Genomic DNA, 13,283 nt, shown 5'->3' on the forward strand with positions numbered 1-13,283 from the left:
TTTGAGAACAGTCTAATAAACCAATAAGTGCAGAAATGATTTTAGGAGTATATTGGTATTTTAAATTCCCTGAAAATGTATATAGTTTTCAGTTTTTCAATTTTTTAAAAGGATTTGGAGGGCATGTTGACAATCCCGCTGAATTGGAAGCTAGAGTTTCGGTGGATCATCCCGAAAGTTTCATCAAAAAACTGGAGGAATTGCATTTCCGTTTTAAAAGAATGTATTTAGATATTAAGGTCAATGAGAACCAATTCCTGATCTCAACAGGTGATTATACTCTTTTTGATGAGCATTTCCAGTTTGTTTCAGAAATAGAACGGCTGCTGTTTCATCACAATGCAGTTCTGCTTGATCTGCCTTTTGAAATGAAATCAAGCAGAAGATTCAGCCCGGAAAATAAAAATTTTGAGACCATCGGACATAGATTTATGCAAATCACCGGTTCTGATTTTAAAAAAAACAATGCTGAAAATCTCTCTGTCAGGATCGATTGCAATCTGCCGGCAGCAAACAAAAAAGATCTGATCAATGATCTGATCCGGATATGCACTGAAGAAAATATTCAGGTGTTTTATTATTATGGTTGCGATTTTAAACAACATTCCAATCTGATGTTCATCTTCTCCAACGGAAGACAGATGGAAAATTCCGTTCAAGATGTAGACATCAATACTTTCGGAAACAAGGTCCGCCGCCTGGAACAGAAGTATCCGCTTCACTTCGGCCTTTTCGGTGGAATGGAATATTATCCGCGGAACGGCCCTTTTGTGGAACTGATCACTGATGAAGAATATATTTTAAATAAAAAATAAACTATTATTATGATCAAATTCAAATACGTCATTCTATATGTGAGGATGTGGAAAAATCAATGAGTTTTTATCACCAAACGTTTGATATGCCGATTAAATTCATTACCCCTGAAAAAGATTACGGAGAACTTCTTACCGGAGAAACCAGCCTTTCTTTTGCATCCATAAATCTGGCCAGCTCCAATATAAAGCAGGGATTTTTGTCTTCCAAATCTGAAGAAAAACCTTTCGGAATTGAATTGGGATTCACAACAGACGATGTTGAAAAGCTTGTAGAAAAAGCAGTTAAAAACGGAGCCGTACTTTATGAAGATATTGCAGTAAAACCTTGGGGGCAAAAGGTAGCTTATATTAAAGATCCTGATCATTACTTAGTAGAAATTTGTACAGAAATTCAATAAATACAATCAAATTCCATCTTTCCATGGAAATAAAAAAATTAGAAAAACTGACTGAAAACCCCGCACTACGCTGGGGGCTTAACGGGTACACTACAGACAAGATCCTTTCCATCTCTTTTGTTGAATATGGCGGTTCTTTTGAATTTGTATTAAAAGAAAAATCTATGCCCTACTTCAAGATCTGGGAAACCCATTCCACCGACATTGAGGAGCTTAATGAAATTATTGAAAAAAAGCATTCTTTCGGAGCTTTTGAAGAGGAAGAACTCATAGGCTGGATGATCTGTGAACACCGGACATGGAACAACAGCTTTTACATTGAGAATATTCTGATCAGTGAAGAATTCAGAAGAAACGGAGCCGGAGCCCAACTGATCAAAAGCGCTGTCCGGGAAGCCAGGTATTTAAACTGCAGAATCATTGAGCTTGAAACACAAAATACCAATTATCCGGCCATACAGTTTTACAGAAGAATGGGCTTCAGCATTACGGGAATAAATACAAGACTCTATGAAAATCCGGAGGAAACTGCAGTATTTATGACTTTAGATCTATAAGATAAAGCATTTTTTACTTCTAATCATTCATTCTTATAATCGACAGAAGCTATAAAACTTATTGAAAAATCTATATTGTACTGAATGGTACAATTACATACCTTTGTACCAGAAATAATCCCAATGGCAGGAAGACCTAAAATATTTGACGAACAGGAAGCTGTTGCAAAGGCAACTGAAGTTTTCAGAGACAAAGGCTATGATACAGCTTCTGCCGATGAATTACTCTGTGCCATGGGTATCGGGAAAGGCAGCTTTTATCTTGCCTTCAAAGGTGGAAAGCGGGAACTTTATATCCGCTCGATCACTCAGTTTTCAGAAATTTTTTATCAAAAGTTTTCAACCAGAATTGCGGCGTCTGAAGACAAAGTACAATTCATCAGACAGTTTTTTCTGAGCCTCGCTGACGCTTCTGATTGTGATAAAGAACGTGGCTGTTATTTAGGGAATGCCTTGGTACAGCTTTCTGAGAAGGATCATGAAATAAAGAAAATTACCGCCCAATTGCTGAAAAAGCTACAGATTTTGTTTGCAGAGACCATCAGAAATGCACAGGAAAACAGACAAATCTCCAGCACTGAAGATCCGGAAATTATAGGTTGGCACCTGAGCAATTTATGGAACGGGATCCATGTTACAAGAAGAATGGAAAGCTCCCCTAAAATTTTGAGAAACATTATTGAAATGAATCTTAAAATACTAATCTAAAATTTTTTATTCAATTATGTACTATTTAGTACAATATAAAATACTTATTAATTTAATACTTAAAATGTTATGAACATTACCAACAACACGATTTTAATCACTGGCGGAGGCTCAGGAATCGGCTTAGAAATTGCAAAAACACTGAACAGCTCTAACAAAATTATTATTGCGGGAAGAAATAAAGAAAAGCTTGACACAGCAGCAAAAGGGCTCGAAAATGTTTTTACTATTCAGGCTGATATTACCAATGAACAAGATGTAAACCGCTTAATTGAGGAAATTAAAGTGAATTTCGGCGAACTGAATATTCTGATCAACAATGCAGGGCATGCCTATGCTTATACAATTTCTGATACCTCAGACACTTACGGCAAGGCAGTCGCTGAGTTTGAAACCAATTATTTTGCGCCCATCCGTCTGACTGAAAAGTTACTGCCTTTACTGAAACAGCAGGAAAACGCCGCAGTTGTCAATGTTTCTTCTATTGTAGCATTTGCTCCGGGCTCGCATGTTCCTACTTATTCTGATTCTAAAGCGGCTCTTCATTCTTACACCAAAATATTAAGGCATGAGCTGGCAAAAGACACTTCTATTAAAGTTTTTGAATTGATGCCACCTCTTGTTAATACAGATTTTTCCGCAGAAATCGGGGGCAAGGAGAATGGCATCCCTGCTTCGGAGGTAGCAGACAGCTTTGTAAATGCTCTTATGCATGATACCTATGAAATCCGTGTAGGAAATACCGAGGTTCTGTACAACAGCTTTTTTGCAGGTTCTGAAGAAGCTTTTAGCATGATGAACGGATAATTTTTTTTACATACCGGTTGTTCGCTGCGGGAGAAGATCCTTTCTTCTCCCGCAGTTTTGCTGCTATCCATTCTACATTTTTTTATTTAAATTTTAAAAATATCATTTTATTGCAGATGAGCTGAATGTGCCCCAAGTTATTAACCGGTTTGCTAAAATTCTTACTGAACAGAATATCCGACCAACACCCAATGCTAAATAACGAAAAATAAACACCATTAATTAATCAATAATTAAAAATAAAAGTATTTTTATCACTAAAAAATGAAATATAATTTATTTTTTATATATTTATAGTAAACTAAATTAATATTAATTACTATGAAAAAAACATTTTTGTTTGCTATTGCGTGTACCTTTTTCTTGACATCATGCAATAATGAAAGCATTCCAACTGTGGCCCAGGAATCTCTGAAAACAGATGCTGTTCAGAATTTCAAGCGTGCCATTACAACCATGAATACCTCTAAAGATCTTCCCATGAGCGAAGAAAAGCAGAATTCTGAATATCAATTTCCTCAATTAAGTGAGAAAAGAAAGGATATCCTGCTTCCCGCCGCAAAATCTCTTATAAAATCTACGGGAATAAAGGATGAGCAAATTGAAAAAACCACCCATGGTGATAAGACCAAAATCATATTATGGGCTATGGAAATTTTCCATGATAATTACACGAATTCTTCTTTATAACCTTAAGCTTTAATTACCCAATCAATATGAAAAATATTTCATTATTCCTTTTACTATTAATTGGAACTTTCGCATATGCTCAGACAGGAAGCATGACTATTTATAATTTCTCTACCCAGAGTGTCAGCTACAATCTGATAGGCACCAATGACAACAGCTATCCCATAGACTGCCAGCCTATTGTGGAAGGCAATTCTGCAACATCATTAGCTCCGGCATCCACAGTGGTTTACTCACAATATAATACCAGCCATCTGGTAACCCCTGCCATCAATCAGTGGGCCGTAATTTCAGAGGCAATAGGAATTCCCAGCCAGATCTATAATATATCTGCAGGAGTTACTGTTCCACCTGTGATCGCTACCCCTACTTCCTGGCAATCAGTACGTCTTAATTTTTCAAATGGTGAAATGATACATCTCGCAAGAGACTGTGGCTATGTTGACAGCCATCATGGAGTTTTTAGCGGCTCGACAGCAAGCGGTATTACTGCAACATGGAACTATTTAGGAAATAACGTGGTTGTATTCATTAATTAATACAAATCATAACAGATATAATATCACAGCAGGTTCAACTATTGAGCCTGCTTTTTTATAGGTTAAAGGTAATTTGATCTAAAGTAATAAATATTATGGTTCAGCTGTTATTATTATATGAAAGCCATCCAATTATTTATATTTATCTTCATATCCTTGATTACTGTCACAGCTCAGAACCATGATCCTGATAATTTCTTTGAGACGTCAGATCACGTCAAGATCAAATACAAAATTTCAGGAAAAGGAGAAGCCTGTATTTATGTTCCGGGAGGTCCGGGACAGGGATATTCGTCATTTGAGCTTTTAGGAGGAAGTGCTCTGGAAAAAAATATGAAAATGATTTATATGGATCAGCGAGGATCCGGTGAATCGGAAAAATCGGAAAATTATCATCTGGATGCAATGGTTCAGGATATTGAAGAGCTGAGACAACATTTAAAGATGGATGAAGTTTTTCTGCTCGCCCATTCTTTCGGAGGAATTATTGCTGTGAATTATGCTAAAAAGTATCCTCAGCATACAAAAGGGCTTATTCTGTCCAATATTACCCTCCATTTCCTGAATAATGAATCCGTGAAAGAACAGATCGAATATGGAAACAGTCTTCTCAAGAAACCCAATAAAGCTGTTCCTGAAGATAGTCTTTCCGCAGAACTTTCAAAAATAAGTGCGGCATTACGAAAGAAAAGAATCGGATATAAATTTCTCACCGAGGATATTGAAACTATTAGGCAGATGGACAAAATAGATTCCCTTCATCCAAGGATCATAGATTTTGGTATGGCTGTGATCTCAAAACCTAAAGACTTCCCGGAATATTATATCGATCATGCGCCGATCACAAAAGACATTCAGGTTCCGACATTAATTATTACCGGAAAAAAAGATAAAGCCGTAGGAACACAGCATTACAAAACCTTTCAGTTTCCGAATCAGAAAGTAGTTTCTATTAACGGAGGACATCTTTTGTATTATGAAAAGAACAGGGAATTTGCGGAGACAGTATGGGGGTTTGTGAATAAACACCAATGGAAGTGATAACTTTTATTAAATTTGCTCACGTTTAAATACCCCAATGAGTACCAATAGAAATATCCTAGAAAAAATGTCAGATCAGGAGCTCGAACAATACATAAATCCTGAAAGTCGCTTTACTCCGGAAGCCGTTAAATACGCATCAGAAATTCTCCAGTCAAGGGGAAGAATATTCAGCGCTGAAGAGGAAGAACGGATTAGCGCCTCCATCTCATCAATACAAAATCACAAAGAAGCAATCATACACCCCAACCATACCAAAGCTGCGAATCTAATGTATTTGTCAGGAGCCCTAGGTATTGGAAATATGATCTGGATTTATGAATCTTTAAATTCACCATCCTCTATCACCGGTGCTATAGCCACTTTAGCCTTTATCTTCGGAATGGGATATCTGGCAAGCAAGGGAACTGATTGGATCAAATACGTTCTACTAATCATCTTTCTAATTGGATTGATTGGAATTCAGTCCATTTATTTAAACTTATTATCTGATCCTGTATTAGGAATATTAAGCATTGCACAGACCATTCTTCAGATCTGGACAATTATAGTACTCTTTCAAGTTCCTAAATCATAGAAAGTATAGTCTAAAATATTAACAATGAATCTGAAAAATGAATTTTCAGGAGACACTTATATAAGCCTATCTAATCATTCAGACTGTTTTGAAAAAGCTAAAAAACCGCGCCCTCCAGGCGCGGTTTCAATATATAAAGCTTAAATTAATTAAAACTTAAGATCGCCGTTCACTTCTCTCACAGCATTGGCTGCTTCAGCAAACTTTAACTGCTCATCTGCAGTAAGTGTTACGTTGACAATCTTTTCCACACCGTTTGCTCCAATAATAGCAGGAACACCTAGGCAGATATCATTTTGTCCGTATTCACCTTCAAGCATTAAAGAACAAGGGATCATTTTTTTCTGGTCGCAAGCGATCGCCTGAACCATTACAGAAACAGCTGCACCCGGCGCATACCAAGCTGAAGTTCCTAATAATTTAGTCAATGTAGCTCCTCCTACTTTTGTTTCTTCAATTACATATTTCTGTTTCTCGTCATCTAAGAATTCAGTTACAGGAACACCGTTTCTTGTAGCTTTGCTTAATAATGGAAGCATTCCTGTGTCACTGTGTGCAGCGATTACCATACCGTCTACGTCAGAGATAGGGCTTTCCAATGCTTCAGCCAACCTGTATTTGAACCTTGCAGAATCCAATGCACCACCCATTCCGATGATCTTGTGCTTAGGAAGACCTGAAGTTTTGTGTACCAGATAAGCCATAGTATCCATCGGGTTAGAAACTACGATGATAATAACTTCCGGAGAATTTTTCACTAAGTTTTCAGTAACTTCTTTCACAATACCAGCGTTGATACCGATCAGTTCCTCTCTTGTCATTCCAGGTTTTCTTGGAATACCTGAAGTGATTACTGCTACATGAGAGCCTGCAGTTTTGCTGTAATCTCCTGTTGTTCCGGTAATTTTTGTATCGAATCCGTTAAGCGATGCAGTCTGCATCAAATCCATTGCTTTACCTTCAGCAAATCCTTCTTTAATGTCTACTAAAACTACTTCTGAACAGAAGTTTTTCATTGCGATGTATTCTGCACAGCTTGCGCCTACAGCACCTGCACCTACTACAGTTACTTTCATATTGTATACTTTTTTTAAATTATTTTTTAGTTTAGTCTAAAAATTGAAACGCCCAAATTTAACAATTCCTGAAAATGTGGGCAATTTTTCAGAAATTTAATTAAGCTTCGTTGAAATTAATTGACGTTCAGTAAAAACGTATATAGTTTTTTTGCTCCCGACAGAACCTCATTGTAATTTTCCTCGGTAACTTCAGTATCTAAAACCTCTTTGAAGCTCTTCCACATGGATCCCGTATTTTCCTGGTAGCATCCAAAGAAATTGAAGGTCACATGATCAAAACCTTCCGTTTTAGAAAGCTGTTTGGCAATTACATTTCCACCTAAAGTAGAACCTTCGATCACGTACATTGCTCCCAAAGCTTCGTGTTCGCTGTTAAACTCAAGGCTGTGGGAAGCATCCTGATTTTCCAGAGAAAGGCTTTCAAGATCCTTTTCAATAAGGGAAAGCTTTCTTCTGCTGTTGAGCTGAAGCTTTTCTGAATACTTACCAGAAAGACTTCTGAATATTTTATCTTCGCTGTGAAGAAGCATCAGATAATTTGTATTGATAATCTTTTTGTAATCTTCTAATGTGAAGGTCTTATTAAAAATTTTTTCAGAATTGAAAAGTTTTTCCGCAGCATCGTGATATTCCGCTGTATTTTGCTTAAGATATTCTGATACCATAAAATAGGGGTTTAAAGTTTCCCAAATTTACGGTTTTTTGAACGTTAAAATAAAACATGTCCCCTCTTTATTGCTCTCATAATCCACATTTCCTCCAAGTCGTTTCATAATCCTGTGCACAATAGACAGCCCGACTCCATTTCCTTTGAATGTTTTAGCGTTATCCATCCTGTTGAATATTTTGAACATTTTATGCTTTTCCTGCTCAGGAATTCCAATACCGTTATCTGAGATCCTGTATACAACAATATTACTTTCTTCGTTTCCCTGGATTTCCACTTTAGGTTCTTCCTGATGAGATGAATATTTTACAGCATTATTGATGATATTTAAAAATACCTGATGAAGCATTGTTTTATCCGCAAGTACATCAGGACAATCCTTAATAGTGATTATGCTTTTCGGACTATCAAAAGTGATCTTTGCATTTTCCGATATCTTCTGGATCATGTTCAAAGGCTGCTGGCGTTCCAGCTCTATCTCGCTGTGCTTCGCACGGCTGAGCTGCAGTACATCATGCATCATTTCGGCCATATTGTCGATTTCTTCAACAATAGAATTCAGCTTATTTTTATTTTTTTCTGTTTTTTCAAAATTAGAAAGCAGCATCTGTGCATTGAGCTTCATTACGGTCAAAGGAGTTCCCAGGTCATGAGAAATCGTGTAAGAGAAACTGTCAAGCTCTTCATTCACCTTTCTAAGCTCATTATTCAGTGCTTTGATCGCATTGTACTGTTTGTGTGAGGTCTCCAGGATCACATCGCGAACAGCCTGTACCGAAATGATATCTCTGGAATTCCATCTCTTTGAGTTCCCTTTGATATTTTCTGTAAAAATCTGAAAAGAGGTCCTTGGTGAAACAATCTGTATTTCCTTACCGCCCTGCAATAATACTTCTATTTTCTTCTCGGGATTTCCGGCCCAGTCGATATGTTCATCAAACTCTTTGCGGAACCAGATCAACATTTCCTTTTTGCTCCTCTCAATAAAATAAATAATGATTCCGGCTGCATTTCCATCCAATTCCAGCTCCTCTCCATAATCTTTAAGAAAGCTTCTGCTCACAAAAATACTTTCAGCAGTATTCTCAAGAGCCCAATGGGCAATGGTATCAATAATTCTATTTTCAGGAACCACTCCAACAGTAACTGTATTCCCTTCTGAAATAATAGCTAAACCGTCTGCCTCAGGCAGCTTTCTGATCTTTCCTTTATTATCTGCGAGAGAATCAAAAAGATTGTTATGCTTTAAAAATTCTGCTTTCAACTGTGACGATTTTTCGTTCAGCTCCAGTCGGTATTTCAGTTCATTTTTAGATTTAAATGAAGAATAGGCATTGGAAGCAAGAGCTGTAAAAATCCCAGCCTGCACCCTGTCTTCAAGATCAATATGCTTGGCCTCCGAGTTCTGGCAGGTAACCAGACCCCAAAGATGATCCTCAATAATAATAGACACACTGAAACTGGAAGAAGCTCCGGAATTTTTAATGTACTGCCCATGAATAGGCGACATTCCTCTTGAAGCCACAAAAGTAAGATCAATATTTTCATTCGTCCGGCTTATCAGCGGAACCGTTTCAGCATATACATTACTGAATATCCTTTTTCTTTTCTTTAAATAAAGCTCTCTGGCCTGTCTTGGAATATCAGATTCAGGGTAATAAAGCCCCAGATAGCTCTCCATATTATCATTCCTTCTTTCTGCAATCACTTTTCCTGAGCCGTCCATCATAAATTTATAAACCATCATCCGGTCATAATTCACAATTTTAGAAAGCGTACTTAGCAACTGTTCCCACAGATCCTTTTCATTATCTATAACATAAAAATTATCATATTTATTGGAAATACGCTTATTGGGATTTTCCAGCACAGCTTCAAATTCAAGAAAAATGTGTTGGCCGCTTCTGAAAATGGAAAAATGATATTCTTTTCCGCCAATGAATACTTTATCAAAATGGGTTTCATTTTCTCTTTTTATAAAGTCATGCATGGAAGTATAAAGATCAGAATCAATAACGGTTCGGAAGATTTCGGGAAAATCAACAAGATTTCTTTCAAAAAGCTGTTCCGCATTTCCGATTCTGAATATATCCGTTATATTCTGGCTGAAAAAAGTAATGGATTGAGATTCTGCATCAATGCCAATCAGGTATCCAAAACTTTGTATATACCCAGGAATATGGATAGGTTCCTCATGACACTCTACAAAATTCATATATTTTTTTGATCTATCAAATATAACGATTTTTTTAACGGCATATTACTTTGTGGTATTAAATAGCAAAAGCATTGAAAGCATTACTATTCCTGCAATCAACAGGCTTAATTGATCTGATTTTCAGCTCAATTACTGTTCTTTTTTCAATATCGATTAAAAGACTCAATTTATAATATACTAAAAATTTTGCAGTAAATCAAGTTTAATTTTCTGATCATGATTCATTGCATGATTTCAGATTAGCATCTTAAATAATTATGTTAATTAAGCAAAATTTATTAAATTTATATCACCAAATAATGAATACGATTATAAAATATTAAATTTTTACATTATTTTCAATAGAATATTCATTTTAATTCAAATAACACGACTATGAAAAAGTTCCCTTTAATTATCCTCACCCCTCGCTGCCTATTAGGAGTCGAAATCAATGATGAGACTAGTATACGAAAAGCATATAAAGATCCCGAAAATACTATGATCACTACTTATTCATAATTTGGAGCAAGTACCTTTCAGATTCCCGGGATTTAAATAATAATCATTAAACACAAGTACTATGACCTTTTTTTCGCAAAAAAAGAGAAGCCTGCTATTATTCGCTTTGCTGGCAGCCTTTTCAGCTAATGCACAGATCCAGGACTCACTCCGCCCCGATAAACAGGAAGAAGATCATGTGAAATATCCTGTACTTCAGATTAAGGGACTTTTTCAGGCACGTTACCTCGTAGGTATGACCGAAGATGTTGATGTGAACGGCCTGCATCATGCGGACGGATCAGGAACCAGCAATAATTTTATGCTCAAGTATATGAGGGTTCAGGTACGTGCACAAATCAGCAAAAGAACAGAAGTCGTGGCACTCGCCAATTTTGCTGATTTTAAAAACGACCCCAAAAGCAGGGTCCTGGAAAATGCTTATCTGAAATATACTTTCAACCCTAAATTAGCCTTTACTGTCGGACAGTTCCGGCCCTGGTTCGGAATTGAGGAGACGTATCCTATTGACATCATCAAGTCTCTGGATTGGTCTAATCAGTATACAGAATTCGGAAAACTCGGCTGGACAAGTTTCCAGATCGGACTTTCAGCAACTGGGCAGCTTCAACTGGGCCCAATCCCTTTCCAGTATGCTGTATCAGTCGTCAATGGGAACGGAAAGAATCAAATCAATGACAATGATAATGGAAAGCAATATTCTACGAGATTGGTTTTCGGTCTGTCTAAAAAATACAATTTTAATGTCGGGCTGAATGGTGGAATCGGTGAAGTTTCGAGCAAAAAAGTATATGCAGTAGGTATTGACCTAAGCTCATTGATCCGATTTGATCCGAAATGGAGCCTTGATATGCAGCTGGAAGCCAAACAGGCAACCAATCATGTCCTTTACAATACCATCGATCCGGAACTCAGAGCCTCCAATCCTGATCAGTATCTGATCCGCGGAGCCTATTTCCTCCCGAATCTGAGATACGAGATCAATCATAAAAACCTCAGTGCCTTCGAGCTGTCATGCCGATATGAATATCTGGATACCAATTTCAGACTGAGCTCCAATCCAAGACAGACCATAACTCCTATGTTCGGACTGGAATTCCTGAAAAACTACGGTGCAAGGATCCAGCTGGGCGTACAGTTCGACCGTTACAAACATCAGGTAGAAAATACATCACAATATAATAACAATCTGTTTATAGTTCAGGTACAAAGTAGATTTTAACCGCTTAAATATTTATAGATCATGAAAGAAATTAATATCAAAAATATCGCGATAACGTTTGCCATTGCATTGATCATATGGTTTATTCCGGCTCCTGAAGGGGTCACTGAAAACGCCTGGCATCTGTTTGCTATTTTTGCGGCAACCATTTTAGGAATTATCCTCAAAGCAGCTCCTATGGGCACTATGTGTATGATGGCCATTGCATTTACAGCGCTTACGCAGGTAGTCGCTCCCGGAGATGCAGGAAAATCCATTACGAAAGCATTGTCAGGTTTTGGAGATAAGGTAATCTGGCTGATCGGGATCTCATTCTTTATTGCCAGAGGATTTATCAAAACCGGATTGGGGAACAGGATTGCCTTTTTATTCATCAGAATCTTCGGTAAAAGCTCGTTGGGACTAGCCTACGGACTTGGACTGGCCGATGTATGTCTGGCTCCTGCCATTCCCAGTAATACAGCAAGAGGTGGCGGAATTATCTACCCTATCATGAAATCTATGGCCATAAGTTTTGACTCAGTTCCTGAAAAACCGGAAACTCACAGAAAATTGGGCTCTTTCCTTACGCTCAACAGTTATTATATGAACCTCATCGCTTCATCCATGTTTCTTACCGGAACAGCAAGTAACCCAATGTGTCAGAAATTTGCAGCGAATTTAGGGATCAATATCACCTGGATGTCATGGGCTGCCGCCGGCTTCGTTCCCGGATTGGTGGCTTTCTTTGTCGTTCCTTTGGTTTTATACAAATTATATCCGCCTGAACTGAAAAAAACAGGGGATGCGCCGAAAATGGCCGCTCAAAAACTAAAAGAAATGGGGCCTATTTCCCGAAATGAATGGCTGATGTTATTGGCATTCTTCATTCTATTAGCACTTTGGATATTTGGAGGAGCGTTGTCAATTGATGCTACGACAACGGCTTTCATTGGACTTACCATGTTACTTCTTACTTCCGTACTGACGTGGGAAGATATCAAAGGAGAAAAAGGAGCCTGGGACACGATTGTGTGGTTCGCGGTTCTGGTGATGATGGCCAGTTCTTTAAATGAGCTGGGTTTCATCGGCTGGTTCAGTGATCTTATCAAAGTAAAAATAGGCGGATTAAGCTGGCAAGTAGCCTTTCCGGTGATCATTGTCGTGTACTTTTTCAGTCACTATATTTTCGCGAGCGCAACAGCTCACGTGGCTGCCATGTATGCAGCTTTGTTAGGAGTTGGCGTTTCTTTAGGAATTCCGCCTATGCTGTTAGCTATGATGCTTGGTTTCTTAGGTTCAATTTACGGAGTGCTTACCCATTACGGCCATGGCCCTGCTCCGGTATTCTACGGAAGCGGTTATGTTGAACTGAAAGCCTGGTGGCTGAGAGGTCTTGAAATCGGAATTGTTTTACTCATCATCTATATGGGAGTAGGAGGACTTTGGATGAAAGTTTTAGGATATTATTAATCAATTAAA

14 protein-coding genes are annotated in these 13,283 nt (G+C 37.7%); 11 read left to right on the forward strand and 3 right to left on the reverse strand.

The annotated features are described in order from the left end of the window. The first annotated feature begins 35 nt into the window (after nt 1-35). The 9 genes from J2T03_RS16635 (at nt 36) to J2T03_RS16675 (ending at nt 6,135) form a co-directional block, all read left to right on the forward strand. Entirely contained in the window at nt 36-815 is a 780-nt protein-coding gene (locus J2T03_RS16635; RefSeq protein ID WP_306843509.1) for a hypothetical protein, read from the forward strand. Nucleotides 816-874: 59 nt separating this feature from the next. Next, on the forward strand, nt 875-1,216 hold the full coding sequence (locus tag J2T03_RS16640; protein ID WP_307212782.1) for a VOC family protein: 342 nt from the start codon (nt 875-877) through the stop codon (nt 1,214-1,216). 23 nt (nt 1,217-1,239) lie between these two features. Continuing rightward, nucleotides 1,240-1,773 (forward strand): GNAT family N-acetyltransferase, encoded by a 534-nt coding sequence (locus J2T03_RS16645; protein ID WP_306843507.1) that lies wholly within the window; start codon nt 1,240-1,242, stop codon nt 1,771-1,773. An 84-nt stretch (nt 1,774-1,857) separates the two neighbouring features. Further along, on the forward strand, nt 1,858-2,481 hold the full coding sequence (locus tag J2T03_RS16650) for a TetR/AcrR family transcriptional regulator (RefSeq protein ID WP_307212785.1): 624 nt from the start codon (nt 1,858-1,860) through the stop codon (nt 2,479-2,481). 69 nt (nt 2,482-2,550) lie between these two features. After that, nucleotides 2,551-3,288 (forward strand): SDR family oxidoreductase, encoded by a 738-nt coding sequence (locus tag J2T03_RS16655; protein WP_307212787.1) that lies wholly within the window; start codon nt 2,551-2,553, stop codon nt 3,286-3,288. Between the two features lie 321 nt (nt 3,289-3,609). Then, complete coding sequence (locus tag J2T03_RS16660; RefSeq protein WP_307212792.1) at nt 3,610-3,978, forward strand: hypothetical protein; 369 nt, start codon at nt 3,610-3,612, stop codon at nt 3,976-3,978. A 26-nt stretch (nt 3,979-4,004) separates the two neighbouring features. Then, on the forward strand, nt 4,005-4,517 hold the full coding sequence (locus tag J2T03_RS16665) for a hypothetical protein (RefSeq protein ID WP_307212794.1): 513 nt from the start codon (nt 4,005-4,007) through the stop codon (nt 4,515-4,517). A 117-nt stretch (nt 4,518-4,634) separates the two neighbouring features. Beyond that, on the forward strand, nt 4,635-5,558 hold the full coding sequence (locus tag J2T03_RS16670; RefSeq protein WP_307212797.1) for an alpha/beta fold hydrolase: 924 nt from the start codon (nt 4,635-4,637) through the stop codon (nt 5,556-5,558). A 37-nt stretch (nt 5,559-5,595) separates the two neighbouring features. Beyond that, the gene (locus J2T03_RS16675) at nt 5,596-6,135 is read left to right on the forward strand and encodes a hypothetical protein (protein ID WP_307212799.1); all 540 of its coding nucleotides are present in this window, start codon (nt 5,596-5,598) and stop codon (nt 6,133-6,135) included. Between the two features lie 149 nt (nt 6,136-6,284). Here the strand turns inward: J2T03_RS16675 and J2T03_RS16680 are convergent, their stop codons facing one another. The 3 genes from J2T03_RS16680 to J2T03_RS16690 all read right to left on the reverse strand — a co-directional run bounded on the left by J2T03_RS16680 (nt 6,285) and on the right by J2T03_RS16690 (nt 10,096). After that, nucleotides 6,285-7,211, reverse strand: a complete 927-nt coding sequence (locus J2T03_RS16680; RefSeq protein WP_307212803.1) for a malate dehydrogenase — start codon at nt 7,209-7,211, stop codon at nt 6,285-6,287. A 116-nt stretch (nt 7,212-7,327) separates the two neighbouring features. Then, on the reverse strand, nt 7,328-7,879 hold the full coding sequence (locus tag J2T03_RS16685; protein ID WP_307212806.1) for a biliverdin-producing heme oxygenase: 552 nt from the start codon (nt 7,877-7,879) through the stop codon (nt 7,328-7,330). A gap of 27 nt (nt 7,880-7,906) precedes the next feature. Continuing rightward, nucleotides 7,907-10,096: an ATP-binding protein gene (locus J2T03_RS16690; protein ID WP_307212809.1), complete on the reverse strand. Its 2,190-nt coding sequence runs from the start codon at nt 10,094-10,096 to the stop codon at nt 7,907-7,909. A 565-nt stretch (nt 10,097-10,661) separates the two neighbouring features. Here J2T03_RS16690 and J2T03_RS16695 point away from each other — a divergent pair. Next, complete coding sequence (locus tag J2T03_RS16695) at nt 10,662-11,822, forward strand: porin (RefSeq protein WP_307212810.1); 1,161 nt, start codon at nt 10,662-10,664, stop codon at nt 11,820-11,822. 21 nt (nt 11,823-11,843) lie between these two features. Beyond that, nucleotides 11,844-13,274, forward strand: a complete 1,431-nt coding sequence (locus J2T03_RS16700) for an anion permease (RefSeq protein WP_307212813.1) — start codon at nt 11,844-11,846, stop codon at nt 13,272-13,274. The last annotated feature ends 9 nt before the right edge of the window (nt 13,275-13,283 follow it).

The organism is Chryseobacterium lathyri, from assembly GCF_030812195.1.
GTDB classification, from domain to species: Bacteria; Bacteroidota; Bacteroidia; order Flavobacteriales; family Weeksellaceae; genus Chryseobacterium; species Chryseobacterium lathyri_A.

Bases quoted from the DNA above. Each gene is read 5' to 3' on its own strand.
- J2T03_RS16635 (WP_306843509.1), top strand. From the start codon at position 36: ATGATTTTAGGAGTATATTGGTATTTTAAATTCCCTGAAAATGTATAT.
- J2T03_RS16640 (WP_307212782.1), top strand. From the start codon at position 875: ATGAGTTTTTATCACCAAACGTTTGATATGCCGATTAAATTCATTACC.
- J2T03_RS16645 (WP_306843507.1), top strand. From the start codon at position 1,240: ATGGAAATAAAAAAATTAGAAAAACTGACTGAAAACCCCGCACTACGC.
- J2T03_RS16650 (WP_307212785.1), top strand. From the start codon at position 1,858: ATGGTACAATTACATACCTTTGTACCAGAAATAATCCCAATGGCAGGA.
- J2T03_RS16655 (WP_307212787.1), top strand. From the start codon at position 2,551: ATGAACATTACCAACAACACGATTTTAATCACTGGCGGAGGCTCAGGA.
- J2T03_RS16660 (WP_307212792.1), top strand. From the start codon at position 3,610: ATGAAAAAAACATTTTTGTTTGCTATTGCGTGTACCTTTTTCTTGACA.
- J2T03_RS16665 (WP_307212794.1), top strand. From the start codon at position 4,005: ATGAAAAATATTTCATTATTCCTTTTACTATTAATTGGAACTTTCGCA.
- J2T03_RS16670 (WP_307212797.1), top strand. From the start codon at position 4,635: ATGAAAGCCATCCAATTATTTATATTTATCTTCATATCCTTGATTACT.
- J2T03_RS16675 (WP_307212799.1), top strand. From the start codon at position 5,596: ATGAGTACCAATAGAAATATCCTAGAAAAAATGTCAGATCAGGAGCTC.
- J2T03_RS16680 (WP_307212803.1), bottom strand. From the start codon at position 7,211: ATGAAAGTAACTGTAGTAGGTGCAGGTGCTGTAGGCGCAAGCTGTGCA.
- J2T03_RS16685 (WP_307212806.1), bottom strand. From the start codon at position 7,879: ATGGTATCAGAATATCTTAAGCAAAATACAGCGGAATATCACGATGCT.
- J2T03_RS16690 (WP_307212809.1), bottom strand. From the start codon at position 10,096: ATGAATTTTGTAGAGTGTCATGAGGAACCTATCCATATTCCTGGGTAT.
- J2T03_RS16695 (WP_307212810.1), top strand. From the start codon at position 10,662: ATGACCTTTTTTTCGCAAAAAAAGAGAAGCCTGCTATTATTCGCTTTG.
- J2T03_RS16700 (WP_307212813.1), top strand. From the start codon at position 11,844: ATGAAAGAAATTAATATCAAAAATATCGCGATAACGTTTGCCATTGCA.